The sequence below is a fragment of the Rhizobium sp. BK289 genome (assembly GCF_014193575.1).
Lineage (GTDB): Bacteria > Pseudomonadota > Alphaproteobacteria > Rhizobiales > Rhizobiaceae > Rhizobium > Rhizobium tropici_C.
Genome location: NZ_JACHZO010000005.1, coordinates 82098 through 107262 on the forward strand (window position 1 = coordinate 82098; position 25165 = coordinate 107262).

Annotated in this window: 29 protein-coding genes and 1 pseudogene; 11 read left to right on the forward strand and 19 right to left on the reverse strand. The window is 60.9% G+C overall.

Translation table 11 applies throughout. The features are described from left to right. Positions 1-52 precede the first annotated feature (52 nt). The 4 genes from ybaK to FHT84_RS11190 are packed head-to-tail and all read right to left on the reverse strand — an operon-like array spanning position 53 to position 1610. A complete protein-coding gene (ybaK, locus tag FHT84_RS11175; protein WP_112343557.1) occupies positions 53-526 on the reverse strand; it encodes a Cys-tRNA(Pro) deacylase in 474 nt (157 codons plus the stop codon). Between the two features lie 26 nt (positions 527-552). Further along, entirely contained in the window at positions 553-780 is a 228-nt protein-coding gene (locus FHT84_RS11180) for a toxin-antitoxin system HicB family antitoxin (RefSeq protein WP_112343558.1), read from the reverse strand. Between the two features lies 1 nt (position 781). After that, positions 782-1207 carry a putative toxin-antitoxin system toxin component, PIN family gene (locus FHT84_RS11185; protein ID WP_183762277.1) on the reverse strand — a complete coding sequence of 142 codons (426 nt, stop codon included), beginning with the start codon at positions 1205-1207 and terminating at the stop codon, positions 782-784. A 49-nt stretch (positions 1208-1256) separates the two neighbouring features. Next, on the reverse strand, positions 1257-1610 hold the full coding sequence (locus tag FHT84_RS11190) for an ArsC family reductase (protein ID WP_183762280.1): 354 nt from the start codon (positions 1608-1610) through the stop codon (positions 1257-1259). Between the two features lie 155 nt (positions 1611-1765). Between FHT84_RS11190 and FHT84_RS11195 the strand changes: the two genes are divergently transcribed. After that, the gene (locus tag FHT84_RS11195; protein ID WP_183762284.1) at positions 1766-2287 is read left to right on the forward strand and encodes a MarR family transcriptional regulator; all 522 of its coding nucleotides are present in this window, start codon (positions 1766-1768) and stop codon (positions 2285-2287) included. A 290-nt stretch (positions 2288-2577) separates the two neighbouring features. Here FHT84_RS11195 and FHT84_RS11200 read toward each other — a convergent pair whose 3' ends face one another. The 3 genes from FHT84_RS11200 to FHT84_RS11210 form a co-directional block, all read right to left on the reverse strand. Next, entirely contained in the window at positions 2578-3639 is a 1062-nt protein-coding gene (locus FHT84_RS11200; protein WP_183762287.1) for a succinylglutamate desuccinylase/aspartoacylase family protein, read from the reverse strand. A 120-nt stretch (positions 3640-3759) separates the two neighbouring features. Next, a complete protein-coding gene (locus FHT84_RS11205; RefSeq protein ID WP_112343827.1) occupies positions 3760-4941 on the reverse strand; it encodes an MFS transporter in 1182 nt (393 codons plus the stop codon). A gap of 259 nt (positions 4942-5200) precedes the next feature. Further along, entirely contained in the window at positions 5201-6175 is a 975-nt protein-coding gene (locus FHT84_RS11210; protein WP_183762290.1) for a quinone oxidoreductase, read from the reverse strand. Positions 6176-6233: 58 nt separating this feature from the next. On the opposite strand from FHT84_RS11210, the gene FHT84_RS11215 reads away from it, so the two are divergent. Together FHT84_RS11215 and FHT84_RS11220 are read left to right on the forward strand one after the other, a co-directional pair. Beyond that, positions 6234-7148, forward strand: a complete 915-nt coding sequence (locus FHT84_RS11215) for a LysR family transcriptional regulator (RefSeq protein ID WP_246698525.1) — start codon at positions 6234-6236, stop codon at positions 7146-7148. An 89-nt stretch (positions 7149-7237) separates the two neighbouring features. Continuing rightward, complete coding sequence (locus FHT84_RS11220; RefSeq protein ID WP_183762293.1) at positions 7238-8890, forward strand: SulP family inorganic anion transporter; 1653 nt, start codon at positions 7238-7240, stop codon at positions 8888-8890. A 9-nt stretch (positions 8891-8899) separates the two neighbouring features. On the opposite strand, the gene FHT84_RS11225 is transcribed toward FHT84_RS11220, so the two are convergent. Then, positions 8900-9511, reverse strand: coding sequence for a 2'-5' RNA ligase family protein (locus FHT84_RS11225; protein ID WP_112343564.1), 612 nt, complete (start codon positions 9509-9511; stop codon positions 8900-8902). A 229-nt stretch (positions 9512-9740) separates the two neighbouring features. On the opposite strand from FHT84_RS11225, the gene FHT84_RS11230 reads away from it, so the two are divergent. Both FHT84_RS11230 and FHT84_RS11235 read left to right on the forward strand, forming a co-directional pair. After that, a complete protein-coding gene (locus tag FHT84_RS11230) occupies positions 9741-9878 on the forward strand; it encodes a hypothetical protein (protein WP_162737052.1) in 138 nt (45 codons plus the stop codon). A gap of 139 nt (positions 9879-10017) precedes the next feature. Continuing rightward, positions 10018-10581 (forward strand): methylated-DNA--[protein]-cysteine S-methyltransferase, encoded by a 564-nt coding sequence (locus tag FHT84_RS11235; RefSeq protein WP_183762295.1) that lies wholly within the window; start codon positions 10018-10020, stop codon positions 10579-10581. A 36-nt stretch (positions 10582-10617) separates the two neighbouring features. Here FHT84_RS11235 and FHT84_RS11240 read toward each other — a convergent pair whose 3' ends face one another. From FHT84_RS11240 to FHT84_RS11250, 3 genes are all read right to left on the reverse strand, one after another. Further along, positions 10618-11169: a GNAT family N-acetyltransferase gene (locus tag FHT84_RS11240; RefSeq protein WP_169644159.1), complete on the reverse strand. Its 552-nt coding sequence runs from the start codon at positions 11167-11169 to the stop codon at positions 10618-10620. Between the two features lie 88 nt (positions 11170-11257). Next, positions 11258-11761, reverse strand: coding sequence for a hypothetical protein (locus FHT84_RS11245; RefSeq protein WP_183762298.1), 504 nt, complete (start codon positions 11759-11761; stop codon positions 11258-11260). 48 nt (positions 11762-11809) lie between these two features. Further along, entirely contained in the window at positions 11810-12151 is a 342-nt protein-coding gene (locus FHT84_RS11250) for a hypothetical protein (RefSeq protein ID WP_183762301.1), read from the reverse strand. Positions 12152-12288: 137 nt separating this feature from the next. On the opposite strand from FHT84_RS11250, the gene FHT84_RS11255 reads away from it, so the two are divergent. Together FHT84_RS11255 and FHT84_RS11260 are read left to right on the forward strand one after the other, a co-directional pair. Beyond that, positions 12289-13200: a LysR family transcriptional regulator gene (locus tag FHT84_RS11255; protein ID WP_183762304.1), complete on the forward strand. Its 912-nt coding sequence runs from the start codon at positions 12289-12291 to the stop codon at positions 13198-13200. Positions 13201-13433: 233 nt separating this feature from the next. Continuing rightward, positions 13434-13874 carry a hypothetical protein gene (locus FHT84_RS11260; protein ID WP_112343568.1) on the forward strand — a complete coding sequence of 147 codons (441 nt, stop codon included), beginning with the start codon at positions 13434-13436 and terminating at the stop codon, positions 13872-13874. Positions 13875-14103: 229 nt separating this feature from the next. On the opposite strand, the gene FHT84_RS11265 is transcribed toward FHT84_RS11260, so the two are convergent. Both FHT84_RS11265 and FHT84_RS11270 read right to left on the reverse strand, forming a co-directional pair. Next, complete coding sequence (locus FHT84_RS11265) at positions 14104-14796, reverse strand: class I SAM-dependent methyltransferase (RefSeq protein WP_183762307.1); 693 nt, start codon at positions 14794-14796, stop codon at positions 14104-14106. A 146-nt stretch (positions 14797-14942) separates the two neighbouring features. Continuing rightward, entirely contained in the window at positions 14943-15764 is an 822-nt protein-coding gene (locus FHT84_RS11270; RefSeq protein WP_183762310.1) for a helix-turn-helix transcriptional regulator, read from the reverse strand. Between the two features lie 666 nt (positions 15765-16430). Here FHT84_RS11270 and FHT84_RS11275 point away from each other — a divergent pair. Further along, positions 16431-16775 (forward strand): lipase family protein, encoded by a 345-nt coding sequence (locus FHT84_RS11275; RefSeq protein WP_183762313.1) that lies wholly within the window; start codon positions 16431-16433, stop codon positions 16773-16775. A 163-nt stretch (positions 16776-16938) separates the two neighbouring features. Here the strand turns inward: FHT84_RS11275 and FHT84_RS11280 are convergent, their stop codons facing one another. Beyond that, on the reverse strand, positions 16939-17661 hold the full coding sequence (locus tag FHT84_RS11280) for an SDR family oxidoreductase (protein WP_169644168.1): 723 nt from the start codon (positions 17659-17661) through the stop codon (positions 16939-16941). A gap of 23 nt (positions 17662-17684) precedes the next feature. Between FHT84_RS11280 and FHT84_RS11285 the strand changes: the two genes are divergently transcribed. Continuing rightward, positions 17685-18755 (forward strand): AraC family transcriptional regulator, encoded by a 1071-nt coding sequence (locus FHT84_RS11285; RefSeq protein WP_246698526.1) that lies wholly within the window; start codon positions 17685-17687, stop codon positions 18753-18755. Here the strand turns inward: FHT84_RS11285 and guaA are convergent. The 3 genes from guaA to FHT84_RS11300 all read right to left on the reverse strand — a co-directional run bounded on the left by guaA (position 18718) and on the right by FHT84_RS11300 (position 21482). Then, complete coding sequence (gene guaA / locus FHT84_RS11290; protein ID WP_069611063.1) at positions 18718-20280, reverse strand: glutamine-hydrolyzing GMP synthase; 1563 nt, start codon at positions 20278-20280, stop codon at positions 18718-18720. The two genes, FHT84_RS11285 and guaA, sit on opposite strands and share 38 nt — an antisense overlap. Before the next feature lie 102 nt (positions 20281-20382). Beyond that, positions 20383-21024: a 5'-methylthioadenosine/S-adenosylhomocysteine nucleosidase gene (locus FHT84_RS11295; protein WP_183762316.1), complete on the reverse strand. Its 642-nt coding sequence runs from the start codon at positions 21022-21024 to the stop codon at positions 20383-20385. Next, entirely contained in the window at positions 21021-21482 is a 462-nt protein-coding gene (locus tag FHT84_RS11300; RefSeq protein WP_112343573.1) for a PaaI family thioesterase, read from the reverse strand. Before FHT84_RS11300 ends, FHT84_RS11295 begins: the two co-directional genes overlap by 4 nt. Positions 21483-21644: 162 nt before the next feature. Between FHT84_RS11300 and FHT84_RS11305 the strand changes: the two genes are divergently transcribed. Continuing rightward, a complete protein-coding gene (locus tag FHT84_RS11305; protein ID WP_112343833.1) occupies positions 21645-22721 on the forward strand; it encodes a DUF2252 family protein in 1077 nt (358 codons plus the stop codon). 17 nt (positions 22722-22738) lie between these two features. Here FHT84_RS11305 and FHT84_RS11310 read toward each other — a convergent pair whose 3' ends face one another. Beyond that, entirely contained in the window at positions 22739-23542 is an 804-nt protein-coding gene (locus tag FHT84_RS11310) for an alpha/beta hydrolase (protein WP_112343574.1), read from the reverse strand. A gap of 386 nt (positions 23543-23928) precedes the next feature. Between FHT84_RS11310 and FHT84_RS31430 the strand changes: the two are divergent. Further along, positions 23929-24057, forward strand: a pseudogene (locus FHT84_RS31430) (GntR family transcriptional regulator); the annotation flags it as partial. Positions 24058-24074: 17 nt separating this feature from the next. Here FHT84_RS31430 and FHT84_RS11315 read toward each other — a convergent pair. Beyond that, positions 24075-25160: a DUF1513 domain-containing protein gene (locus tag FHT84_RS11315; protein ID WP_183762319.1), complete on the reverse strand. Its 1086-nt coding sequence runs from the start codon at positions 25158-25160 to the stop codon at positions 24075-24077. Positions 25161-25165 lie beyond the last annotated feature (5 nt).

Here is a 25165-nt window from a genome sequence, read left to right on the forward strand (position 1 = left end):
TAGACCGGTTTGCGGCAAAATTGAAGGCGCTTTGTCCGACCTTGGGAGATCGTCAGGCGATCAGCGGCGCAGCTTTGGCCTTCAGAGCAGCCAATGCATCCTGCGGACTGAGACGCACCTGCAGCCCGCGCTGGCCGCCGTTGATATAGACGTAGGCTTCGGTCATAGCCTGCGCCTCTATGGCCGTCGGCACAAGCTTCTTCTGGCCGAAGGGGCTGATGCCGCCGACATGATAGCCCGTCAGACGCTCGGCATCGGCGGGCTTCATCATGGCCGCCGACTTGCCGCCGAAGGCCGCGGCGAGCTTCTTCATGCTGACTTCGTGATCCGAGGGCACGACGGCGCAGACAGGCTTGCCGTCCACCTCCGCCATCAGCGTCTTCAGCACGCGATGTGGCTCCTCGCCCAGCGCCTCCGCCGCCTGCAGGCCGACACGCTCCGCATTCGGATCGTAGTCATAGGCATGCACGGTGAAGGCGACTTTCGCCTGGGCCAGCACTTGCGTGGCGCGGGTGGTTTTCGACATGAGGCAATATTTCCCGGCGTCCGGTTTTAAGTGCGTTGGGAATGAGCACGATCGAGCTTTTCGAGAATGTCTAAACCGCGAGCTTTGTCACCTTTGGCTGCCCTGAGCCGAAACCGTGTCTCGGCATCGAACTCTGTAAGTGCTTTTGTGGTCAGTTCTTCGAAAAGCTTGTTGAGACTCGTGCCGCGAGATGCCGCAAGAGCCTTCAGCCGTTCGTGCTGATCGTTTGGAAGGCGAATTGTCAGCGTGCTCATGTCAAAGCTTCCTTCGAATAAGGAATTCACCTGCTGTATGAATTTCCAACTGCGGAAATAGCAATTCCGCTTGAGCGAAATCTTTCTTGTTTGCTGTTATCAGCGCTGAAGCGCCGCCACCAACCGCGAGTTCAACCAAATGATTGTCTCCTTCGTCGCGCAAGTTTGGACGCCATAAGTAATATATGGGAGTCCACACGCAGCTTGAAAGGAACGCATCGAGCAGCGTGATGCGCTCTTCTTTTGAGATGAACCGATCATCGAAAAGAACATCTCTTCCGCAAACATCTTCGTATTCGACAAACAAAGCGTTGCTGATCAGCGGAACCAGGCGTTCTTCAAGACAGAGGCGGATGACCTGTCGCGGCGCGCCATCAGCGTTCATGATCGCAGAAACGAAAATGTTAGTGTCAATGACAACCTTCATGGGAATTTGATAGCATATACGCTATCAAATTCAAGGATGTGGCGGCTGATTATGCCTTGCCGAATGCGGCCGCATAAACATCCGGCTTGAAGCCGATGAGCAATTTGCCGTCAACCTCCAGCACTGGACGCTTGATCATCGAGGGCTGCGCCATCATCAACTGAATGGCCTTGTCCTTCGAAAGATCGGTGCGATCTGCTTCCGGCAGGGCCTTGAATGTCGTGCCGGCGCGGTTGAGGACGACTTCCCAACCGGCTTCCTTCGTCCAGCGCTCCAGATGATCCCTGTCGATGCCGGCGGCCTTGTAGTCGTGGAAATCATAGGCAATGCCATGGCTTTCGAGCCAAGTCCGGGCCTTCTTCATCGTGTCGCAGTTCTTGATGCCGTAAATGGTGATCGTCATGGCGAATCCGTCTTTTGCTGTCTGATAGCGCATAGCATGCGGATAAAGGCGGATGAAAGCCGCTCGGATGGGGAAGCGGTTCTCTCGCCCGTTGCAGTTGCCAGCGATAATCGCATAAATATGCAGCATGCATATTTATGGTGCGGGTTGGAAGCATGGCGACGGACAGGGAAATATTGCGGCTGGAAAACCTCTTTGGCGCCACGAGCCTTGCTCTGGTGGACAAGATGGAGAAGGCTTTTGCCGATGAAACCGGCCTTGGCCCAAGCGCGACGGCCGCAATCGTTCAAATCGGCACCGAGCCGGGTCTGACGATCGAGAGCCTGCGGCGGATGATCGCGCTCTCCCATTCCGCCACGGTGCGCCTGGTCGATCAGCTGGTGGCGTCCGGCCTCGTACTGCGGGGCGGCGGCGTCGAGGGAGACAAGCGAGCCCGCGCGCTGGAACTGACAGAAAAAGGCCACCTGCTCTTTGATAGATGCCTCTCCGCCCGCCGGGCCGTCATTCATCGGGCTTTTGGCGTTCTCAGTCCGGAGGAGACGGCCGAGTTCGGCCGCTTGGTCGAAAAGCTGCTTCCGGCCTTGGTCGATCTCGGCGATGACCAGGATGTGGTCTGCCGCGTTTGTGATCAAGGCGTTTGCGACCAGGATCGTTGCCCGATTGCCTTCATGACATAGGCCTGGGATCGGGGCATTGACATTTTCATCATATATATGCAGACTGCATACATATATTTCGAAGGAAGATAGTTGCTGCCTTCGGTGATCTGAACATTGCCTGCATCAACTCGATCGGAGGCATGATCGTGATGGAAAATCGTTCAATGTTTGCCCGGCTAACGAATATGGTACGTGCGTTCCTTGCTGGCGCGCGGTGTCACATTCGCTATTTGGGTGCACTTCTGCGGGAATCAGCGGCGATCGCCTTCACCGTGCGCTGCAAAGTGATCGATCGTCGCTAAAGGAAATCAATCCTCGAGTGTTCCCGGCTTGCGGGTGACGGAGCTTGGTCTGTCCGAGCCGATCTTCATCAGATCGCCGCGCCGACGCACCAGCCGGTCCGAAACACGGGTCACGATCAGGCCTGCCTGTGGCGCGCGGACATCGATAGTCCCGTCCGGCATGCCGGGCTTGGTGATGATGGTCGCCAGCAGGTCACCCTCTTCGACCCGCTCGCCGATATTGCGATGGAAAAGCACGGTGCCGGCTTGTGGTGCACGGATCATCTCGACATTGTCGAGCGGCACGGCCGGGCCATCGAACCCGGCGAGCGTCACGCTTTCGTCCTGCACTGCGCCGCGCGCGGCCAGGAAGCGCCAGAGCCCTGCGGCATCTTCCTTTGCCATCTCGGGATAGACATCGCGGGTGCCGCGCAACTCGACCGTCACCGAAAGCTTGCCCGGCAGTTTCACCTTCTTTTCACCGGGTACTTCATATTTCCACGCGAAACTGACCGCCTCTTCGAAGGCCGAGCTTTCGCCATCCGACAGCAGCACGGCATCCGTTTTCAAGGCGGTTGCAAGGTCTGCCGCCTCCGGCCAGAAGGCCTCGTCAATATAGGCATATTGCAGGGATTCATCGTCGCAATGCAGATCGATCACCAGATCGGCACCCAGCGCCATGTGGATCAGCTGGCGCTTCAGCCGGTCGACAGCGGGATAGCGTTCCAGATTCTCGATGAGGAGATCGCGGTCGCGCAGCGAAATCAGCGGGAAGTCGCGGTTGAAATTGGTGCGCGAGCCCAGGTCGAAGCGGCCCTGCATCTCGCCGAAATGCGATTGGGCCGCGCCGATCGGATTGGCATGCGGCACGACGATGATATCGCTTAGAATGGCGCCTTCGGCTTCCGCTTTCCGAAGCCGCTCACAGAGGAAATGAACCAGCGCCGTGCCGGGCAGCTCCCCGGCATGCAATGCCGCCTGAATGTAGGTTTTCGGCGCATCGGTCTTGCTGCCGGCAAAATGCAGAACCGGCAGGCGCCAGGCAATTCCTGGAGTGTCGCCTTCGATGACAATTTCGGTAACGTTCATGGGCGGTCCTCCTGCGCATTATCATTATAATGAGAGACGCATACCAAGCCTCGACCGCAAGCCGCAACCATTTGTCGTTACGCACGGGAATAAGCATTGGGACGAGCGGCGAAAATGGCGTCAGAGATTGCGATTTCTGCGCAGGCAGGAACTCAGGATCAGGCTGAGCAGGACCGCGCCGACCCCGAAGGAGAAGGGGGCGGCATAGCCGAGATGATCGGCGAACAGGCCGGCGATCGGGCCGGTGCTCCCAAGCGACACGTCGAGGAAGATCGAATAGAGCCCGAGCGCGACGCCGCGGTTCTGTGGTGGGATACGTTCCATGGCCTCGTTGCCGAGCGCTGGAAAGACGGGCGCGAAGCCGGCGCCGGCGAGAGCCGCGCCGATGATGGCAACGGTTGGGGAGGGCGCAAGGGCAAGCGCCGCCAAGCCGATGATCTCGATGACAAGCGAGATGCGCACCAGCGGCAGACCGCCGAAGCGGGCGACTGCCTGCGCAAGGCCCAGGCGCACGCCCATGAAGGCGATGCCGAAAGCACTAAGGGCGAACGAGGCGCCGTCCCAGTTGCGGCTATGGAAAAACAGCGCGACGAAGGCCATGACGACGCCAAAGCCGCTGGAGGCGAGCGCAAGCGCGACGCCGTATGGCGCCACACGGCTCAAGACTTGGCCGGTGCCGATGCCCTTTTCCTTCACGCCAGGAACGGGTGGGCGGGTCTGCGCCAGCAAGAACCCGGCAACCGCAAGGATGATGGTGACGGCACCGATGGCGAAGAAGCCGTATTGCCCCTGTAGCCAGGCGCCGAACGGAGCTGCGAGTGCAATGCCGCCATAGGTGGCGATGCCGTTCCAGGAGATGATGCGGACTGTTTCGCGCGATCCCATCAGGCCGATCGCCCAGGTGATCGCCGCGGTGCTCACCCAGCTTTCGCCGATGCCGAGCGCCAGCCGGCCGGCCAGCAGAAGGGCAAGGCTCGCCGTCGGAACATGGACAGTAAACGTAGAGGCGATCGTCAGTGCGCCGGAAAGCCCATAAGCGAGGAACCCGAGAAAGACCGAGCGGCGCGGTCCATATTGATCGCAGAGCCGTCCGACCTGCGCCCGGCTGACGATGGTCGCGACATATTGCGTACTGACGGCGATGCCGGCCCAGACGACGCCGAAACCGAGGCCGCTGTCGACATAGGTGGGCAGAACCGCAAGCGGAAGACCGATGGCGGCATAGCCGAAGAATGTCAGCGCGACGATCGAGAGGAGGGATAGGGTGGAGGTGGACCGGATGGTCTCGGAGGCAGTGTTCACGGGATATCGCCTGCGGACATCGATGACGATGTCCATGCTGTTTGCCACGAAGGAACGGGTTTGGTATCGGATAGCCATGACGGTGGCGGCCGGAGGGCCATGCATCGCCACGGATCACCGGTATCAGGCAAAAGCAGCCGCGGTCAACGAATTGCTGCCTTGCAGCAAAAGCGATTGACGGGATGAATTGATTGTGCGTGCGAGCCGAAGCCAAGCATTGCGTAAGCGGGGCCGGTTTGCAGGCCCCGCTTGAAAGGCTTCACATCGTCAAGACGACACTCGCCGTCGTTCGCCCCGCCTCGAGATCGGCATGGGCTCTTGCCGCATCCTTCAGCTCGTATTCGGCGCCGATCGGGTTGATGAGCCCGTCCTGCAGCGCCGCCATCAGCGCGGTTGTGCCCTGGCGGTAGAGCTCGGGATCGTTGGCATAGGTCAATACGCTCGGGCGAGATAGGCCAATGGCTCTGGGCGCCGTCAGCTCCTCTATCTGGATCGGCGGAATGGGGCCGGCCGCCTGGCCGAGGCTTGCGACCATTCCGAAAGGACGGACGGCGGCAAGCGTCTGCGACAGCATGGTGCCGCCGATGCCGTCGACGGCGAGATGCACGCCGCGGCGATCGGCGATGCGGCGAGTTTCCTCAACCCAATCCTCTGATGTGTGCAGGAGAACCACATCGGCGCCTGCTTCGTAGGCGAAGCCGGCCTTGGCTTCGGAGCCGACCGTTGCGATGACATTCGCGCCAAGTCGCTTGGCAAGGCGCGTGACGAGCTGGCCGAGACCGCCCGCTCCGGCGTGGACCAGCACCCATTCGCCGGCTTTCACGGGATAGGCCTTCTGCAGCACCATTTGCGCCGTCAGGCCGCGCAGCATCGTGCTGCCGGCAACCCGCTCGCTGACGCCATCGGGCAATTTCACCAGCCGCGTTGCCGAAAGCGTGCGCACCTCGGCATAGCTGCCGAGCGGATGGCCAATATAAGCGATGTGGTCGCCCACCTTCAGGTCGCTGACGCCGGGGCCTAGCGCCTCGACGACGCCCGCGCCCTCGAAACCGAGCACGCTCTGGCCGGGCGGCAGCGGATAGAGCCCGGACCGGACATAGATATCGACGAAATTCACGCCTGAGATGCTTTGGCGGATCCGAGCCTGGCCGGGGCCTGGTTCGGTGACGGGGAGATCGACGGCTTTCATGGCTTCGGGGCCGCCGGGGCCGGTAATGGCAATCGCTAGGGGCATGCGGAAGTCTCCTTTCGGGAGATCTTTGACCACAAACATCGGCCTGAATAAATTCGGTATGAACTCACCGCATCTGTGCAATAATGCACCGATGATCGACTGGCAGGACCTTCTTCATTTCGCCGCCCTGGCACGAACCGGTTCGCTTTCCGCTGCGGCGCGGGAGCTTGGGGTGGATCATGCAACGGTTGGTCGCCGTATTGCCGCGTTGGAGCGTTCGCTCGATCTGCGCCTGATCGATCGGCGGCCGCGCACCTCGCCGCTGACGGCCGATGGCCGCGCCATTGCCGAACTGGTGACGGGAATGGAGGAGAATGTCGAAGCGATCAGGCGCTATTCGAAGAGCGCCGTTGCCGGGCTCTCCGCTGCGGTCAAGGTCAGCGCGCCGCCGTCCATCGCCGCCCATCTTCTCGCGCCGAAATCGGCCCTCTTTCGTGAAGAGCATCCGGACATCACCTTGACGATTGCCGGCGTCACCCGCCGCGCCGCGCTCAACTACGGAGAGGCTGATATCGCCGTGCGCATGACGCGGCCGGAGGAGAGCGATCTCCTGGTCCGCCGTATCGGAGTCATGCGCTTCGGCCTCTACGCCATCCCGGCCGTCGCACAAAGACCCGAGGAGGAGTGGGTTTTCATCGGTTACGATGCGGCGATGGAGCATCTGACGCAGCAGACCTGGCTTCGAAGTCTGCTGGATGGCCGCCCGATCGTGTTTCGCGCCACCGATGTCTTCGGCCAGCTCGAGGCGGCCCGCGCCGGCCTCGGCGTCGTGGCGCTTCCAGCCTTTCTGGGTGATAGCGAAGCGGGGCTGACGCGCCTGCCGGTCGCGGTTCCCTCACCGACGCGGGACCTCTGGCTCGTGACCTATCCTGATCTGCGCCGTTCGCCGGCCATTCGCGCAGTAATGGATTTCGTCAGCGACATCATCGGCCGAAGCTGCCCGTTACGTGGCGGTGCGGAGACAGCCGGCTAAGGCCAGGTTTAGACTGCATTTTCCTATTGCAGGCCGGCGGCGAATCTCTATCCATTAGATAGGTGGGTCATACCTACGGTCGGTGATCGATGACGAAGCTGGGCAGTTGGTTCGTGATGGGCAGGGTGGATCTCGTCGCGGGCATATCGGTTGCAGGCCTGATGCTGCCTGAAGCGGTTGCTTATGCGGGCATTGCCGGCTTGCCGCCGCATCGGGCCATTCTGGCCGGCATTGCCGGATGCCTGGTCTATGCCATATTCGGCCGCAGCCGCTTTGCCATCGTCTCCCCCACATCCTCGTCGGCTGCCATTCTTGCCGCCACCTTGGCGGTGGTGCCGGGCGATGCCACGATCAAGGCGGGCCTTGCCACGGTTGCCGTGGCGCTTGCCGGCATTCTGTTCGCCGTTGCCGGCACCTTGCGCCTCGGCGGCATCACCGGTTTCATCTCGCGGCCGGTCCTGCGCGGCTTCGCGCTCGGGCTGGCGATCACCATCATCCTGCATCAGCTGCCGATCATGGTCGGCGTGCCCGTGCAAGGTTCGAACATTCTCACCTATGCCGCAGCACTCTTCGGCGCGATCCTGCAATGGAATCCACTCAGCCTTGCCGTCGGCGTTGTTGCGCTGGCGGCATTGCTGCTGCTGAAACGGCTGCCGGGCGTTCCCGGCGCCTTCCTCGTGCTCGCCGCCGGTATCCTCGCCTCCCACCTCTTTGGCCTTGAGGGCTACGGCGTCAAGCTGGTCGGCCCTATCGAGATCCTGCCGCAATGGCCGTCGCTGCCGGATGCTGGCTGGGCCGCCTATTCGCGTCTGGTGCAGTTCACCGTGCCGCTCGTCCTCATCCTCTTTGCCGAATCCTGGGGCACGATGCGAGCCTTGGCGCTGCGCTACGGCGAGACGCTGGAAGTCAACCGTGAGCTTCGTGCGCTCGGCGCCGCCAACATCGCCAGCGCCGTTGTCCAGGGCATGCCGGTTGGTGCGGGCTTTTCCGCCGGTTTTGCCAGCGAGGCGGCCGGGGCGAAGACGCGGGCGACCACCGTCTTTGCCGCGATCGGTCTTGCGATCCTGATTGCCTGTGCCGGGCCGCTCGTTGCGCTTCTGCCTGAGCCGGTGCTGGCCGCCGTCGTGATCGCGGCCCTGACGCATGCGCTCGACCCCAGTCCGATCCTGCGCCTGCGCCGCCTGCATCGCGATTTCTACGTGGCGCTGGGCGCGGCCGTCGGCGTGCTGGCCTTCGGCGTCCTCAACGGCATGCTGCTGGCGATCGCCCTTTCGCTCGCCGCCATGATGCATCGCCTGGCCTCGCCTTATATCGCGCGCCTAGGCCGGCTGGACGACAGCCATGACTTCGTCGATATCGGCAGGCATGACGATGCCTCGGAGATACCGGGCATTGCCATCTGGCGCCCCGGTGAGACCCTGTTTTTCGGCAACGCCGATACGATCTTCGGCGAGATCCTGTCGGGCACCGGCGGTGAAACCGGTTTGCGGGCGGTTATCCTCAGCCTGGAGGAAAGCTCCGATATCGACAGTACGGCGATGGACGCCCTCATGGAATTCGACAGCGCCATGCAGCGCAGGGGTCTGCGTGTCCAGTTTGCCCGCGTGCATGACCGCGTCCGCGATCTGATGACGGCCGCCGGTGTTGCCGACGTCGAGCACCGCTGCAGCTTCAGTGTCGATGATGCGGTGGCTGCGGTGATGGCGTCTTCGGCAACCGTTGAACCTGTTCCAAAACCGTAAGCGCCAGATTTAGAACAATGGCCAGTGCCAGACATGGCCGTGTTCGCCGGCGCCCTGGAAGCTGTTGACCAGCGTGAACGTTTTCACTGTCCAGGCGACGGGCTTGTCTAACCTCACTTCGGGAAGAATGCGGTCGCAATAGAACAGCGTCATATGGGGTTGGAACGAGCTGGATATGCGGCTTTCAAAGCCCATGCTTTGCATGGCAGCATCCAATTCCCGACGAAGTGTCGTTAGCCCCTCATTTCCTTCCCTGCACCAGAGTACATATTGACGATTGTTGCCGTTGCCGAATGTGCCCGCCCGATCGAATATCAAGGGAAACGATTTTAGGCAGATGGTTGACCCGGCCTCCAATGCAGCGAAGGTGGCTTCCTCTTGTGAGCGGGAGACAATATCGATGGCATAGATGGTAGCATGGTAGAGATCATGCTTTCTCGCTATGCGCGTCAACCCGTTTCGACGACTTTGGTCGACGGTCATTTCAGCAGTCAATTTAGCGATTTCCGGGTCCGGCAATGCCGCAAAGTAGAGAGCTTGCCGGCGCTTTGGCGGGCTTTTGCCCTTGCGATTAATTGGCGGTTTGCCGAGATCAAATGACAACTGATCCATGTGTTGCATGGCTTCATTCAAAGCTGGCTTGGCTTTGCCTCCTTTTGTTTTCCGATCTCGAAAGCATATGACTCGATGGCTACGATTTCAAGAACAAAACAAGAACATATGGCGGAATCGCAATTCCAAAATTCTGCAATCCTCACGTTAAAAATGCGGATCGAATAAAATGCAGGCCTGATCTGTTCATTCCAAGCGAGGCTTATTCTCCATTCTCTCCAACAGGGAATGACCGTCCATGTTTACCAGAGCCATCTTTTCAGCCTTATTTCTCGCCGTCATCGGGCTCGGCATTTCCGCTTGCTCCACGTCGGGCGATCATAATTCCGGCGGCGGCATGACGCTGAACGCGCCTCCGACTGGCGGTGGATATTGATCCTTCAGCTCGCAATCGCCTTGAAGCCACCCCGCTGTCGCTAAAACAGTGGCAATTGCCGATCTTCGCAAGAATCGGGTTGAATTCGACGCCTCCGAGGACGATTTTCATGACAAGTGGAAACACAGGAGCTTTCGTCATGAATGAGACAAGGCAGAATTACCTGATCTTCGAAACCGCCGGCGGCTTTTGCGGCATCGCCTGGAATGATGTCGGCGTGCTGCGCTTTCAATTGCCGACGAAGGATGCGGCGGCAACCGAACGCCTGCTGCGCCGGCGCCTGTCGAATGCGCAGCCCGGCACGCCGACGCCGGAGATTGCGGGAGTGGTCGCCAAGGTGAAGCGCTATTTTGCCGGTGAGAAGATCGACTTTTCCGATGTCACGCTCGACCTCGGCGATCAGGACGCTTTTTTCACGCAGATCTACGCCGCCGCCCGGCAGGTCGGCTGGGGTCACACGACAACCTATGGAAGTTTGGCCAAGCAGCTTGGCGCAGGGCCGGAAGCCGCGCGCGATGTCGGGCAAGCCATGGCCAAGAACCCGGTGGCGCTGATCATCCCCTGCCATCGCGTTCTGGCTGCGGGCGGCAAGATCGGCGGCTTTTCCGCGCCGGGCGGCTCCAACTCCAAGGCTCGCATGCTGGAGTTGGAAGGCGTCCAGCTGGCACCGCCGAAGCCGGTGCAGCAGTCGCTGGCGTTTTGAGCCGGACGATCGGGTGTACGGCTAAAGCTGCTCGCCTTATTCCTTCGGCCCCTGACGGGCTCGGGAAAACAACAGCGTCTGCTTGTCATTGAGGCGCATTGGCATCGGATCGCCATAGCCGACTTTTTCGGCGACTCGGATCGAGGCCCTGTTATCGGGCGAAATCAGACAGACGCTGCGCTCGAACCGCGGCTGCTCGTCGAGCCAGGCGAGGGCGGCGGCAAGCGCCTCCGTGGCAAAGCCCTTGCCGTGCGCCCATGCCGCCAAAGCCCAGCCGGCCTCGGGAATACCCTTGATCGGCGGCTCCATCACCCGATGAAAATCGGCAAAACCGAGATCGCCTGCATATCGGCCTGACGATTTCTCACGGATTGCCCAGTAGCCATGTCCCAGCAGCGGCCAGAGGCCGTGATAGGACAGCATCCGCATCCATGACTCCCTGGAGGTGGATACGACATTGCCGAAAATATGCTTCACGACCAGAGGGTCGCTCCACATGCCGGCAAGCGGTTCGAAATCATCGAGCGTATGACCCGTGAGAATGAGCCGTTCGGTTTCCAGTCGCGGCGGCGAGAGCGTGGGTTTCATTCAGGTCACTCTTTGGGTTCGGCATCGGGAAATCTGCTGCAGGCGTCCGGCCAGACCTTGCGTCGGTTATTTTTACTCATACACGAAATCATGCCGCTCGTTCCAATGCTCTCTTCCGCCATAGAATTGTGAAGGCGAGACCATGGTTGACAAGCAGCAATGGCACGAAAAGCGCGGGTATATAAATGCCGGCGCCAAAGAGGCCGGGATTTCCGACCCTCGTTATGCCCATGTAGTAGGCGTTCAGAAGATCCATGGTTCCCCAGACATTGAATATCCAGACAATAGGAATAGCGATCGGCCACCGCCAGGAAAGTGCGGCCATTGAAACAAGCGCGAGAACGGCTGCGATGAAATCACCCCATCCGACCTGATAGGCGAAATCTGAACTCAACTCCGAAGATACGATTCCGGATACCAGAAAGTTCATCCCCAGGAACCTGAACGCATGGAAAGCCGCGAGAAGTCTCAACGCCTCATAGCGCGGCACTGCACGTATCGCAGGCCAGACATAGACGTAAGCCACAACCGAACTCGTCAGGAAGGCGCCGGCAACGCTGAGAACGAATGGAAGATTGAAGTCCGGTGGCATGCTGGGATTCCTTTATGTTTGCGGACATGTTTCGACATCTGCGGGTGCTCAGGGATTGGCCATGAGCAGGCGCAGCGGCAAAAGCGGGCCGATTGCGATGTATTCGTGATCCATGAGATTTTGCCTGGCTAAGGGCAGGTCCTCCATGATTGCCTGCGCCTCGGCGACGTCCCTGGAATTCAGCAGGAAGATGGCTCCACGTCCGTCGCCCCGCGAATACCATTCACGAATCTTCCCGCTGAGATAGAGCAGGACCGTCTGCCGGATTTCAGCCGGCATGACGCTCATGACTTGTTCGCGTGTGACGCCCGCCTTCACGGTAAGGATGATCATTACCCCTGTGGTTGCCGGCGAGACGGCCTGTGCCAGGTCAGCGGTTGGATGGGTCATGGAAGCAGCTCCTGTGAGAGTGAGTCAGGAAGCGGCTACAGATCGCTTTCACGGTCTCGTTTCGGCGACGTCCTGAACATAACGCAAACATAAGTCCGCTTTTCACGAGCGACTATTCTCGATAATGTCGACGAGTTATGAAGCAGAACTTCACAGTCAGACAGGGAGCCCTCGATGGCGTCGAGGCCTTCCTGAGTGTCGCCCAGCACCGCAGTTTTCGCAAAGCAGCCGTAGCGCTCGGGGTAACCCCATCGGCGATCAGCCAGGCGGTGCGGGCGCTCGAGGCGCGCATCGGCGCGGCACTTTTCATCCGCACGACGCGCAGTGTCAGCCTAAGCGAGGCCGGCGAGCGATTTCACGCCCGCGCAAAGCCGGCTTTCGAGGAGCTCATTGCCGCCAGCCATGGCGCGCGCGACCTTGGACAGCGACCCGCCGGACTGTTGCGCCTCACGGTGCCGCAGGCGGTGGTGCCGATCCTGCTGGAGCCGCTGATCGCATCCTTTTGCCAAGTCTACCCCGAGATCGAGGTGGAGATCGCCGCCAGCGCGGACCTTGTCGATATCGCCGCCGAAGGGTTCGATGCGGGCATCCGGTTCGGCCAGTTCATCGCCGCGGATATGGTTGCGGTTCGGCTGACGCCGCCTTTCCCCTTCGTGGTCGTCGGCAGCCCCGAATATCTGCGCCGGCAGGGAAGGCCGGAGCGTATCGACGATCTGCGTCAGCATGCCTGTCTGCGCATGCGCCGCTCAAACGCGTCGATCGCGCCCTGGTCCTTTGTCGACAACAACAAGTCGATCGAAGCGATCGTCTCCGGTCCGCTGATCGCCCACGATTTTCCCACCATTCTTGGTGCGGCAGCGGAAGATATGGGGCTCGCGCAAGTGCCCGAGCCGATCGCGGCGAGCCTGGTCAAAGCAGGCAAGCTCGTGCGTGTTCTGGAGCCATTCGCACCCACGGTGCCGGGCATGTTTCTGTACTATCCCAGCCGCCATCAAATGATGCCGAAACTGCGAGCCTTCGTTGACCACATCAAGCGCCGAAAACCTTAGGTTGTGCGGCATCGAGAAAGGAAGACGTCATGCAATATCCGTGGTCTTCCTGGATGGAAGGTAGCGCCATCCCTCACCTTTCCTTCCGGCTATTTGGATAGGTTCTAACGCTTTGTTATTGCCTTGCTTCGGAACTAAAGGTCGTGCGAGATCGTTTATCTTGAACTTTGATGCGACGTTGACGTCGTACCCGGCCGGCTGGGTTAAGCGGCGCTCTTGAGGAGTATCTCACTATGAAGATTTCGTCCGGATTTCGTTCAGTCGCGGTGGCCGCCATTGCCGCTGCGGGAATTGGCTTTGCCAGCGCTGCGCATGCCGACAGCGGCACGATCCGTTTTGCCGTCTACAAGGCGGCTTTCTTCGTCGGTGGTTCCGGAGGGGAGGGCACGCTGACCTTCCATGGCCGGCGCTATCCCATCTCGATCGGCGGCATCTCGGGCGGCCTCGCCTTTGGTGCTTCCAAGACCTATTTCAGCGGTACCGTGCGCCACATTCGCCGCGCCCAGGATGTCAGCGGCGTCTATGGTGCAGCGGGCGGCGGCGGCGCCGTCGGCAAGGGCGCCCAGATGATCGTCATGACCAATGATAAGGGTGCCCAGCTCGAACTGACAGGCCGGCAGGTCGGCCTGCAAGTCAACGCCGATATCAGCGGCATGAGCATCCGGGTAAAGTAAGGGCCACTTAGCTCGCCACTCCCCTGGACGGGCCCGATTTGCTGAATTGGCGATCGGCACGTCCAGGAAAATTACGTGCGGAGCGCTGGTCGTGCTCTATTCCCGTCCCATTGTTTCTTGGCCTCAGAACGCATCGAAATCCAACCGACCTTGCCTCGCGCTCGATATGCCTTGGTTTTGATCAGCGCAGATGTAACGCCGGCAGTTCCGGCGTCGGTGTCTGCGCCGATCATTTCGTCTTGACAGTGAGCTCATTACCGCGTCCCGGATCGAGCGACAGCGAGAGTGAGAGATAACCGTTCCGAGGATCGCGGACATAGTCGATGTAGCCACCCGCCTCCGCGAACGCATTTTCGCCGATGATGATAGCGCCAGGTTTCAGATGAGGCTCCAGCAGCTTCAAGATCGGAAGATAGAGGGTGAAGGCGCCATCGAGCAGTACCATGTCAATGTCGCCGCCGACGCTGGGCTTCAAGGTTTCCCGCGCATCGCCGATCCGAAACTCGACCAGGTCGGCCAGCCCCGCGGCCATGAGGTTCGCCTTTGCCCGCTCGCCCTTGCTGGGTTCGAGCTCGGTGCCGATAAGGGCACCGCCGCCCATATCATGCAGCGCTGCCGCCATATAGATGGCCGAAATTCCCATCGAGGAGCCGAATTCCACGATGCGCTTCGCTTTGCAGCTTCGTGCGGACATATAGAGAAAGTGCCCGAACTCCGGGGAGACGCTAAGGAAATTATCGGCGTAACCGTGATAGAGCCCCGCCATATCCCTGGTTTCCGCCTCGATAACCTGGGTCATCGCCTGTTCGACAGTGCTGGCGTTGCTCTCGAAGGTCTGCATCAACGGAGCATCCGCCGCGTCCGCTTCCTGATGAAGACGTTGAAGAACGTCCGCGATCGGGCCGTTGCTGAGTGAATCCATGTTTCGGGCTCCTTTGAAATGCGCAGCCGAGGCATCGGCGCTGTGTCTCGGAGCCAGCATACGAAATCATCGCCTGACCGCATTCCGCAAACAGGACAATATATTGCGATTTCTGGTCAATCCCTGGGATGGTACGAAGACAGCGATCAGGAGGCGATGCGGCGGTCCGCCAGATACCGCGCGGGCGGCTTGCCCAGGGTCTTGCGGAACATGGTGACGAAGGCGCTGGCGCCTTCGTAGCCGAGATCAAGCGCCACGGTCTGGACCGACGCGCCCTGGTCGAGCCATTGCAGGGCAAGAAGGATGTGGAGCTGCTGGCGCCAACGGCCGAAGCTCATGCCGGTTTCGCGTTTCAGGGTACGGGTCAAGGTCCGCGGGGCGACGGTCATGCGCTGAGCCCACTCCTCGATCGTCGCGCGCTCGGAGGGATCGGTCATCATCGCGGCGGCAATCTTCCGCAGCTTCGCATCTGCGGGCATCGGGAAGTTCAGCTTCTCGACGGGCGCCAGTGACAATTGATCGAGAAGCACGGTGGCGATGCGGCCGTCGGCACCGTCGATATCGTACAGCACAGGCATCTCGGTGACATGCAGCAGCAAACGCTCCAGCAATGGCGAGATCGACAGCGTGCAGCAATGCCGGGGCAGCGCCGGCACCGCACCCGTTTCGACATAAAGGACGTAGACCTCGACATTTCCGGCCATGATCACGCTGTGTGAGACGTTGTCGGGAATCCACACCGCACAACGCGGCGGCACGATCCAGACGCCCTGATCGGCTTCGCATCTGACAACGCCCCGCAAGGTCAAAATAAGCTCGGCTTTCCGATGCTTGTGCATGGCCAACTCCATGCTCTTCGTGACCATGTAGCCGCCGAGGGCGACGACCGCGCGGGGAACATCATCGGGAGCGAAATCGACACCATCGGCAAAGTCGAGGTCGTTTTCCTTGGCACGATAGAATGGCATGTGCGTGACAATCGATTCGAGGGAAGTTGGCTGGATTGGACAATATCAGTCTGCAATTGCGATTTTCAATGCGGGCAGATCCGAGCGCGACGGCTCAAACCACCGCGATCCGTCAGGAATTCGCACGCTTGAATTCCAAGCAGAATTTTGTCGATTCAGAATCGGCCAAGTTTCAGGTACTATCCCCGCCAATCGGTCGGTTCTTGCTGTCTCCACGAGGAAGGGTCGAGACATCCGGGTCGGGAAAAGACCACCAGTCGTGCCTTCAACCCCGACTATATGACCCGGCTGGATAAAAAATCCGCCGCCGGTTAGTATGCAGCTCTCGCCGAATGAGTGGTCAGTTTTCATGCGCGCAATCGCCTTGGCCTGCCTCATCATTATGTTTGTATCGCCGCAAGCCGCAGCAGACCCTGGACGGTTGGTCGAAGCCAAACCCGCTTCAGACGCACCTGCGGGCGCGATAGCCTGGCGCATCCTGTACGAGACAAGCGACAAGGATGGCCGCCCCACGCAATCGACCGCGCTTCTCATCGCCCCCAATACCCCTGCACCACCCGGTGCAGGCCAGTCGTTGCCTGGGCCCATGGGACCACCGGTATCGCGGAAGAATGTGCACCCTCGCTCGGCCCGCATGCCTTTTCATCAATACCCGGGCTTACGCTGATGCTGCACGAGGGCTGGGTGGTCGTCGCCACCGACTATCCCGGCCTCGGGACATCCGGTCCTCACGCTTATCTGGTCGGCAATGCCGCTGGATATGCTGTCCTGGATGCGGTTCGCGCAGCGCAGGGCGTGCCGCGCGTCGGCGCCGGATCGCGCTTTGCCGTATGGGGCTTGTCACAGGGGGCGCACGCGGCCCTTCTTACCGGGCAAGTCGCCGGACGGTACGCGCCTGACCTGCAGCTCGCAGGTGTGATTGCCGCGGCGCCGTCCGCCAATCAGGCATCGAGCTGGATGAAGGACCGGTTTGCGGGCATACCGGCAAAGACGACGTGCCGGGGTCATTGACCAAGCGAGCGCGCCGCGTGCGGTTCGCCAATACCCCTACCCCACTCTATTGTTCAAAACCCAGGTCGATCATTGAATTGGTTTGGCTTTTCTTACCTTCGACGCCGAAAATCGACCCTTGGCACGGTACGCGACTCAACAGCTGCTGTTTGCGCTGAGGGCTTTAGATAAGCACAGCACCGCCATCTACGACTACGGATTGGCCGGTGGCATAGGCATTGCGCATGAACGACAGGTACGCTTCAGCGATATCCGAAGGCTCGCCGATACGTCCCACGGGCAGCTTCCCGGCTGCCGAGCGGAAGATCTGGTCCCGTGCCTCGGATGGAATACCGGACCACAGATCGGTGGCAACCATCCCGGGCGTCACAACGTTGACGCGCAGAGGCGCGAGCTCGAGGGCGAGCGCGCGGGTCAATGATTCGATCGCGCCGCAAATGCTTGCCGCGAAGGCAAAACCTGCCGGCGGCCGCCGGGCCGAGGTTCCGCTCGTCAACACGATGGACCCGCCATCGCGCATGTGTGGCCGCGCCGCCTTCACGGCAGCGACCGCACCCCAATAACGCAATTCAAAAAAGCTGCGCGCAGTTGTCAGATCGATTTCGGCGACGGGCTTGCCGAACGGCAAAGGCTCGCCGGCGGTGAAGACCAGATGGTCGAACGCGCCGAGTGTCGTGAAGAATGCCGAGAGGGACTCCATCGACCTCACATCGACGACCGCACCTGTGGCGGTCCCTTCCGGTAAACGCGTGATGGCGCTCGCGACATTCTCTTGTTGGCTGGAGGCGATGATGACATGAGCCCCTTCATGGACGGCTCCTTGAGCGACCGCAAAGCCGATCCCCCGCGATCCGCCAAGGATCGCGACCCGCTTGTTGTGCAACATGACTTTTCCTTTCGCAGATGCGGATGGATTGCCCGCCAGATGCGGCCCGCCTCTTGAAGGAAAGACTACTTCGATCTAATCATTCGATCGATAATGTATCTTCCATATTAATTTATCAATCGGCCAAAAATTTGGATCCGTTTCTCGACCTCATCCACCTGCTTCGCCCAAGCGCCACGCTCTGGGGCGGAATCGAGGGCTATGGCCGATGGGCCGTGTCGTTCCGCAAACGGGACGACCTGTTGTTCTGCTGGCTGGAGCGCGGCGCCTGCCATTTGATCCGAGCCGATAAGGAACCGCTCCTGCTGCAGGAAGGCGACTTCGTCCTCATCAGAACCGACAAAAGCTTTGTCCTTGCCTCGGACGTCCAAGCTGTTGCTCAGGACAGCGAGGCGATGGTCGCAACCACAGGTAAAACGCTTCTGAGGATGGGTGCAGGCTCGGAAGCGCCTGTGGTATTACGTGGCGGGCGGTTTGTCTTCGACACGGCGAACGAGGGCCTCCTCACCTGGCTAATGCCATCCTTTGTCCATGTCATGCGTGATGACGTCTCCTCTTGGCGTGTTCGCAGTTTGCTGAGTTTGAACCTGTCGGAGTCATCGCAACCGAGAGCCGGTAGCGACTTCGTCATTACGCGTTTGATGGAATTGACATTTGTCGAGATTCTTCGTGGCGCCGTCCCTGACGCAACCCGGGAGCACAGGGGCTTGCTCGCCGGATTGAACGATCCCGTGATAGCCCGGGCGCTGACGGCACTACACGAAGACGCCGCGAAAGACTGGACGCTGGCAGACTTGGCGCGGCTCTGCGGCGTTTCCCGATCCAGCCTTTCCAGCCGGTTCCGCAGCGTCGTCGGCATGGCGCCGATCGGCTATCTTCAGCACTGGCGCATGGCCGTTGCGAAGGATGCGTTGCGTCGCGGTGACAAAACTATTGGGGAGATCGGGCTCGCCATAGGCTTCCTGTCACCAAGCGCCTTTAGCACCGCCTTCACCCGATTTGTCGGCGTCTCGCCCAAGACGTTCGCCGCACGAGAGCGCCAAGCCCCATCCCCCGTCATTCCCACTCGATCGTGCCGGGCGGCTTCGATGTGACGTCGTAGACCACGCGGTTGATGCCGCGGACTTCGTTGATGATGCGGGTCGCGGCGCGGCCGAGGAATTCCATGTCGTAGTGATAGAAATCCGCGGTCATGCCGTCGACCGAGGTGACGGCGCGCAGCGCGCAGACGAATTCGTAGGTGCGGCCGTCGCCCATGACGCCGACGGTCTGGACCGGCAGCAGCACGGCGAAGGCCTGCCAGATGGCGTCGTAGAGGCCGGCCTTGCGGATCTCGTCGAGATAGATGGCATCGGCTTCGCGCAGGATTTCCAGCTTCTCGCGGGTGATGCCGCCTGGGCAGCGGATGGCGAGGCCCGGGCCGGGGAAGGGATGACGGCCGATGAAGCTGTCCGGCAGGCCGAGCTCCTTGCCGAGCACGCGTACTTCGTCCTTGAACAGTTCGCGCAGCGGTTCGACGAGCTGCATCTTCATGCGCTCCGGCAGGCCGCCCACATTGTGGTGCGACTTGATGGTGACCGAGGGGCCGCCGGTGAAGGAAACGCTCTCGATGACATCGGGATAGAGCGTGCCCTGGCCGAGGAAATCGGCGCCGCCGAGCTTCTTGGCTTCATCCTCGAAGGTTTCGATGAAGAGCCGGCCGATGATCTTGCGCTTGGTCTCGGGGTCGGAAACGCCTTCGAGCTCGCCGATGAAGCGGTCGGAGGCATCGACATGGATCAGATGCAGATTGTAGTGCTCGCGGAACATGGCGACGACGTTTGCCGCCTCGTCCTTGCGCATCAGGCCGTGGTCGACGAGGATGCAGGTCAGCTGGTCGCCAACGGCCTCGTGGATCAGTAGCGCGGCAACGGAGGAATCGACGCCGCCGGAAAGCGCGCAGATGACGCGCTTGTCGCCGACCTGATCGCGGATCGCCTGCACCGCCTTGGCGCGATAGGCCGACATCGACCAGTCGCCCTTGATGCCGGCAATGTTATGGATGAAGTTGCCGATCAGCTTGGCGCCATCGGGCGTATGCACGACTTCCGGATGGAACTGCACGCCGTAATATTTGCGCTTCTCGTCGGCGATGAAGGCATAAGGCGCGTTCGAGGACGTCGCGACCACTTCGAAGCCTTCCGGCAGCGCGGTGACACGGTCGCCGTGGCTCATCCATACCTGATGGCGCGAACCGTTCGACCACAGCCCTTCGAAGAGGGCGCAATCCTTGTCGACTTCGAGGAAGGCGCGGCCGAATTCGCGATGGTGGCCGCTCTCGACCTTGCCGCCGAGCTGCATGCACATGGTCTGCTGGCCGTAGCAGATGCCGAAGACCGGAATGCCGCTGTCGAAGATGATCTGCGGCGCCCGCGGCGAGCCTTCGTCCACGGTCGAGGCCGGGCTGCCTGACAGAATTACGGCTTTCGGCTGCAGCCGCTTGAAGCCGGCTTCGGCGGATTGGAAGGGAACGATTTCGCAGTAGACGCCCGCTTCGCGCACACGCCGTGCGATGAGCTGCGTCACCTGGCTGCCAAAATCGACGATGAGAACGGTGTCTGGATGTGCTGTCTGGGTCATGGCGAGCCTTTAATGAAAAGCGCTTTCCCTGGCAATCGGGCAAATCACGCGAGCGGCGATTTTATTGTCCCGATTGTCCTTAATTCTCGTCGTTTCCGGCCTTTAGAACCAGAATACGCCGTCTTCCAGCGCCGTAAACAGCCCATCGACGGCGTAGGATAGTTTGCGGTCGATCACATGCAGATATTCCGTCCAGTCGGAAATGTGCTGCAGATCGACCTTGCCGTCGGAAATGCCCCGCAGGCCGATCAGCGGCAGATCATAGGTCTGGCAGGCGCGCAGTACTGCGAAGGTTTCCATGTCGACCATATCGGTGCCGATGCGTTCATAAGCTTCCGAGCCCGAGACAATATTGGCACCTGTCGAAAGGCTGCCCTCGGCAATGGTCGGGATGCGCAAGGGCAGCTCGATCGTCGCTGGCAGATCGAGGAAAGGCGTGCGGCCTTTTTCGAAGCCGAGCGGCGAGGCATCCATGTCGCGATAGGAAACCGAGGTGATCTGGTAGACCTCCGTCTGCTCCAACTTGGCGGAGCCCGCCGAACCGAGCGACACCACGAGATCGGGCAGGTCACCCTGCGCCTCGAGCTGCGCAAAGGCGCGGGTGAGCGCGATCGCAGCCTCGACCGGGCCGACGCCCGTCATCAGCGGATCGATGCGCGAGCGCAGGAAGGGCCCGTATTCAGCCTCGGCCGCCATGACGAACAGGATCGATTTGCCCGATACCCGCTTCAATTCGAATTTCATCCGCTAATTCCCTCTCTGCCCCGGATGACCATCATCGTTCCCGTCATCGAGGCAATCAGCTTGGCCGGCCCATCACCGATGGCATAGCCGCGCCCGTCGGCGACGATGATCGTCGTGCCGGGCTTGGTGACATCGCCGCGAAACAGGAAGCGCTCGCCGCGCCCGGGCGACATCAGGTTGACCTTGAATTCGATCGTCAGGATCGATGCCGAGGGGTCGATGACGCTGTAGGCGGCAAAGCCGCAGGCCGAATCCAGCGCGGCGGCGATGATGCCGGCGTGCAGTATGCCGTGCTGTTGCGTCAGCTTCATATCGAACGGCAGCTCGATTTCCACCGTGCCATGCTCCACGCGCGTCAACTCCGCGCCGATCGTCGCCATCGCCGCCTGCCGTTCGAAGCTCGTTCGGATGCGCGTTCGAAAATCGCCGCTGGTCCCCGTGTCGTCTGGCCGTGTCATGCCGTCCCCTTTCGCGGGTGCGAAATTGGCACGGAGAGGCCGTTTGGACAAGGGTTATCCGGTGGAAAAGCGGAGGCGTCCCGGCCTGCCGTGCCGACATCGAATTTCCACGATCGGATCGCCATGCTATCCGGAACTGGGATGCTGACGGCGAGGGCGAAGATGACGACGATCCTGCAATCGGTAGCGGCTTATGAAACCTGGATGCGGGCGCAGCTCGGCGCCGATCTGGTGGAAGCGGGGCTGGCGAAGAAGCATAAGCTGATGAAGGCCGACAGCTTCTCTTTCCTGCGCGGAACCTATTGGCGCTGGGCGGAGACCATCCTCGACATTTGCCCCGACCTCAGGAATGCCCCGCAGCTATTGGCGATCGGCGACACGCATCTCGAAAATTTCGGCACCTGGCGCGATGATGAGGGAAGGCTCGTCTGGGGCGCCAATGATTTCGACGAGGCTGCTGTCATGCCCTTTGCGCTGGACCTCGTGCGCCTCGCGACGAGTGCCATCCTGGCGCGCGGCGAAGACGGCCCGACGCCGCGCGTCGTTGCCGACAGCATACTGGCGGGCTATCGCCGCGGCTTGCGGCAACCGTCTCCCGTCGTTCTCGAGCGCGATTACAAATGGCTGCGCAATGCCGTGCTGCTGCCGAATGCCGAGCGCAAGGCTTTCTGGGAAAAATATCGCAATCTGCCGCCAGCGACGGATCCCGTGGCGGAGCGCTATCTCAAGGCACTGCACGAGGCATTGCCGGATCCGGTGACGGCATTCGAACCGAAGCCGCGTCTGGCCGGCACCGGCAGCCTGGGCCGTCCGCGTTTCGTCGCCTATGTCGAATGGCGCGGCGGGCCGGTATTGCGCGAGGTCAAGGCACTGCTGCAATCCGGCTGGTCGTTGAAGCACGATGCATCGGATAGGAATATCCGCACCGGGATCATCGCCGGCGGCCGGGCGCGTTCGCCTGATCCGCGTTATCAGGTCGCCGGAACCCTGCTGGTGCGCCGCCTGTCGCCCAACAGCCGCAAGATCGAAGTCGAAGGCGACGCGCAGGTGCTGCTGTCGCCCGAGATGCTGGATCTCATGGGCTTCGAGATCGCCAACTGCCATGCCAATGATGCGTCGCTCATCCCGGGCGTTCTGGCTGATCTCGATGCGCGTGGTTCGGATTGGTTGCGTGCGGCGGCCAAGGCGGCCACCGTCGCGGTCGGTGCGGAACAAGCCGAATTTGCCAGGAAGGGCTAGGCCGGTAAAAAGATCGATCAATGCCCGGCGGCTTCCACAATCAGATGGGCGATCGTATCGGGATGCGAGATCAGCGAGAGATGGCTGGCCTTCACTTCGATGGTCTTGGCGCCCATGCGCTTGGCCATGAAGCGTTCCAGATCCGGATTGATCGTCCTGTCTTCGGTGGAAACGGCATACCAGCTTGGCTTGCTGCGCCAGGCGGCCTGGGTGGTCTTGCCCGTCAGCAAAGCCTTATGGAAAGGCTCTTGCACGGCGTAAAGCACCTCTGCCTTGGCCTTGGGCAGGTCGCCGGCGAAGTCGCGCAGGAAAGCTTCCTCGGTCAGCCGTCCTTCATCGCCATCGAAGACGATGCCGGCTGATGCCGGTGGTGTCGGATATGTCTTGGCGAGCGCCGTATAATCTTCACCGGCATCCGGTGCGCGGGCTGCGACATAGACGAGCGCCGAAACCTTCGGATGAACGCCGGCTTCGGTGACGAGCATGCCGGAGAAGGAATGGCCGACGAGAACGGTCGGACCGTCCTGGCGATCGAGCACGCGCTGCACCGATGCGACCGCTTCGGGAAGCGTCGTCAACGGGTTCTGCACTGCTGTGCAGTTCAGCCCCTTGGCCTGCAGCCGGGCAATGACCTCGGTCCAGCAGGAGCCGTCCGCGAAAAGCCCATGCGCCAGCACGACGTTGCGAGCCTTCAATGGCACGGACTTAGCCGCGCCGGAGGCCGCAGCCGGATTGCTGGCGGCCATGCCGTGCGTGGAAATGAGGGAGGCGGCGGCGCCGGCAACAATGGCGGTCGAGAAATTCCGTCTGGTCATCATCATGATCGTGATCCTTATGGTGTTGAGATAAATGGGCACCAGAAAGCCGTCCGCGCCGAATGTCGGAACGGTGAAGCTTCTGAAATCTTGTATGTCTCGGAGCGGCATATGACCGAACGCGTGGGTCGAATTTGCCCCATCCTGTATTCCGGTTCAGCGTCGAGCTTTCCTTGTGTACGCAAAAGCGAGGCTGTTGATCGTTTTGTATTCCAAATAGCGTCGTTAGTCAATTATTGGATGCGTAACTGTTGCGTGATTGGTTATTTGTATGCGTAAGCGGTGAAGGCGGATGCTTTTGCATACGGCGCAGGTCGATCTTGGGAAACTCGGAGTGGTGGATGGGCTGCGTGACGCGGCTGGGGATCGCGAGTTGCTGCCCGCCGTATGCGCAGCATGAAACGGCCATCATGCAGGCCATCGCGAAAGGAGGAGGATATGACGTCAGGCGCATGCGAGCGCCCATGCTCAATGCAGCGACGGCGTTGCGGCGCTTCATCGAGGCCGGCGAGCTCGCTTAGGGCAGTTCAGCCACCGATCAGCCGCGGGCGATGCGCACGATGTGCTGGTCCCAGGCGACATCGCTGTGCTCGCCGAGGAAATCGCCTCCATAGGAGGAAACGGCAAAGCCATGGCGGGTCGGCGCGATGCCGGCCGCATCGGCGATGCTCTCCACCCTTAGCACCTTGCCGGTCTTCGCATCGAGCGTCACCGAAGTCCCTTCGATCGGTGAAGTGACGCCAACGAGATTCTCGGTGCGATTGACCGCGATGGCTCCGACATAATTGCCAAGAGCCCGGGTCGTCTCGTCGGGCAGGGCAACGAAGGTCAGGTCCTCGCCCCTCGCGAAATGGCCGACAAGCGGCGGCAGGTCGTTGCGGTGGCCTTCATACTGGCAGGCGAACCAGACCCGGCCGCTGGCATCGATGTCGACATGACGGGTCGAGACCTGGGCATATTGCGACGGTAGCGTGTGCTTCTCGATCAGCCGGCCGCTCGCGGCGTCGATCAGCGTCAGCGACGGTTCCATATGGTCGAGATTGAGCTTGGTGCGGCCGAAATCCGGATGGGTCTCGATGCCGCCATTGGCGACGACCAGGAACCTGCCATCGTCCGAAACCGTCATGTCGTGTGGGCCGACGCCATAGGTCTCGTATTCGCCGATGCGGGCAAAGCGGTTGTTGCTGTCGTAGAGCCCGATGATACCGCGATTATTGTCGAAATCATTCTCGCTGGCATAGAGCAGCCTGCCATCGGGCGAAAACGTGCCGTGGCCGTAGAAATGCCGGCCTTCTCTAGCGGAAATGACGATCGGCTCGGCCTTGTTCCAGGGATCGAAGATCATCGCATAGGTACCGGGCCGGCGCGCAAAAGCGACGGTCTTGCCGGTCGCCTTCGAAAAGGCCATGCCGTGGGCGCGGGCGGGTAGCGCCACCTGATCGATGATACGCCCCTGTTCGGTCACCGTCGCTACGGCAAAGGAGCCGTCAGTGGCGCGGATGCCGGAGGCGTACACCGCATCGGCTCGTTCCAACGCCATCAAGGCCCCCGGCTTCAACGCTGCGAGGAAGGTCAGCCCTGCCGCCTTGACGAAGGTTCTCCGATCGATCATGCTGCTACGCATCGCCT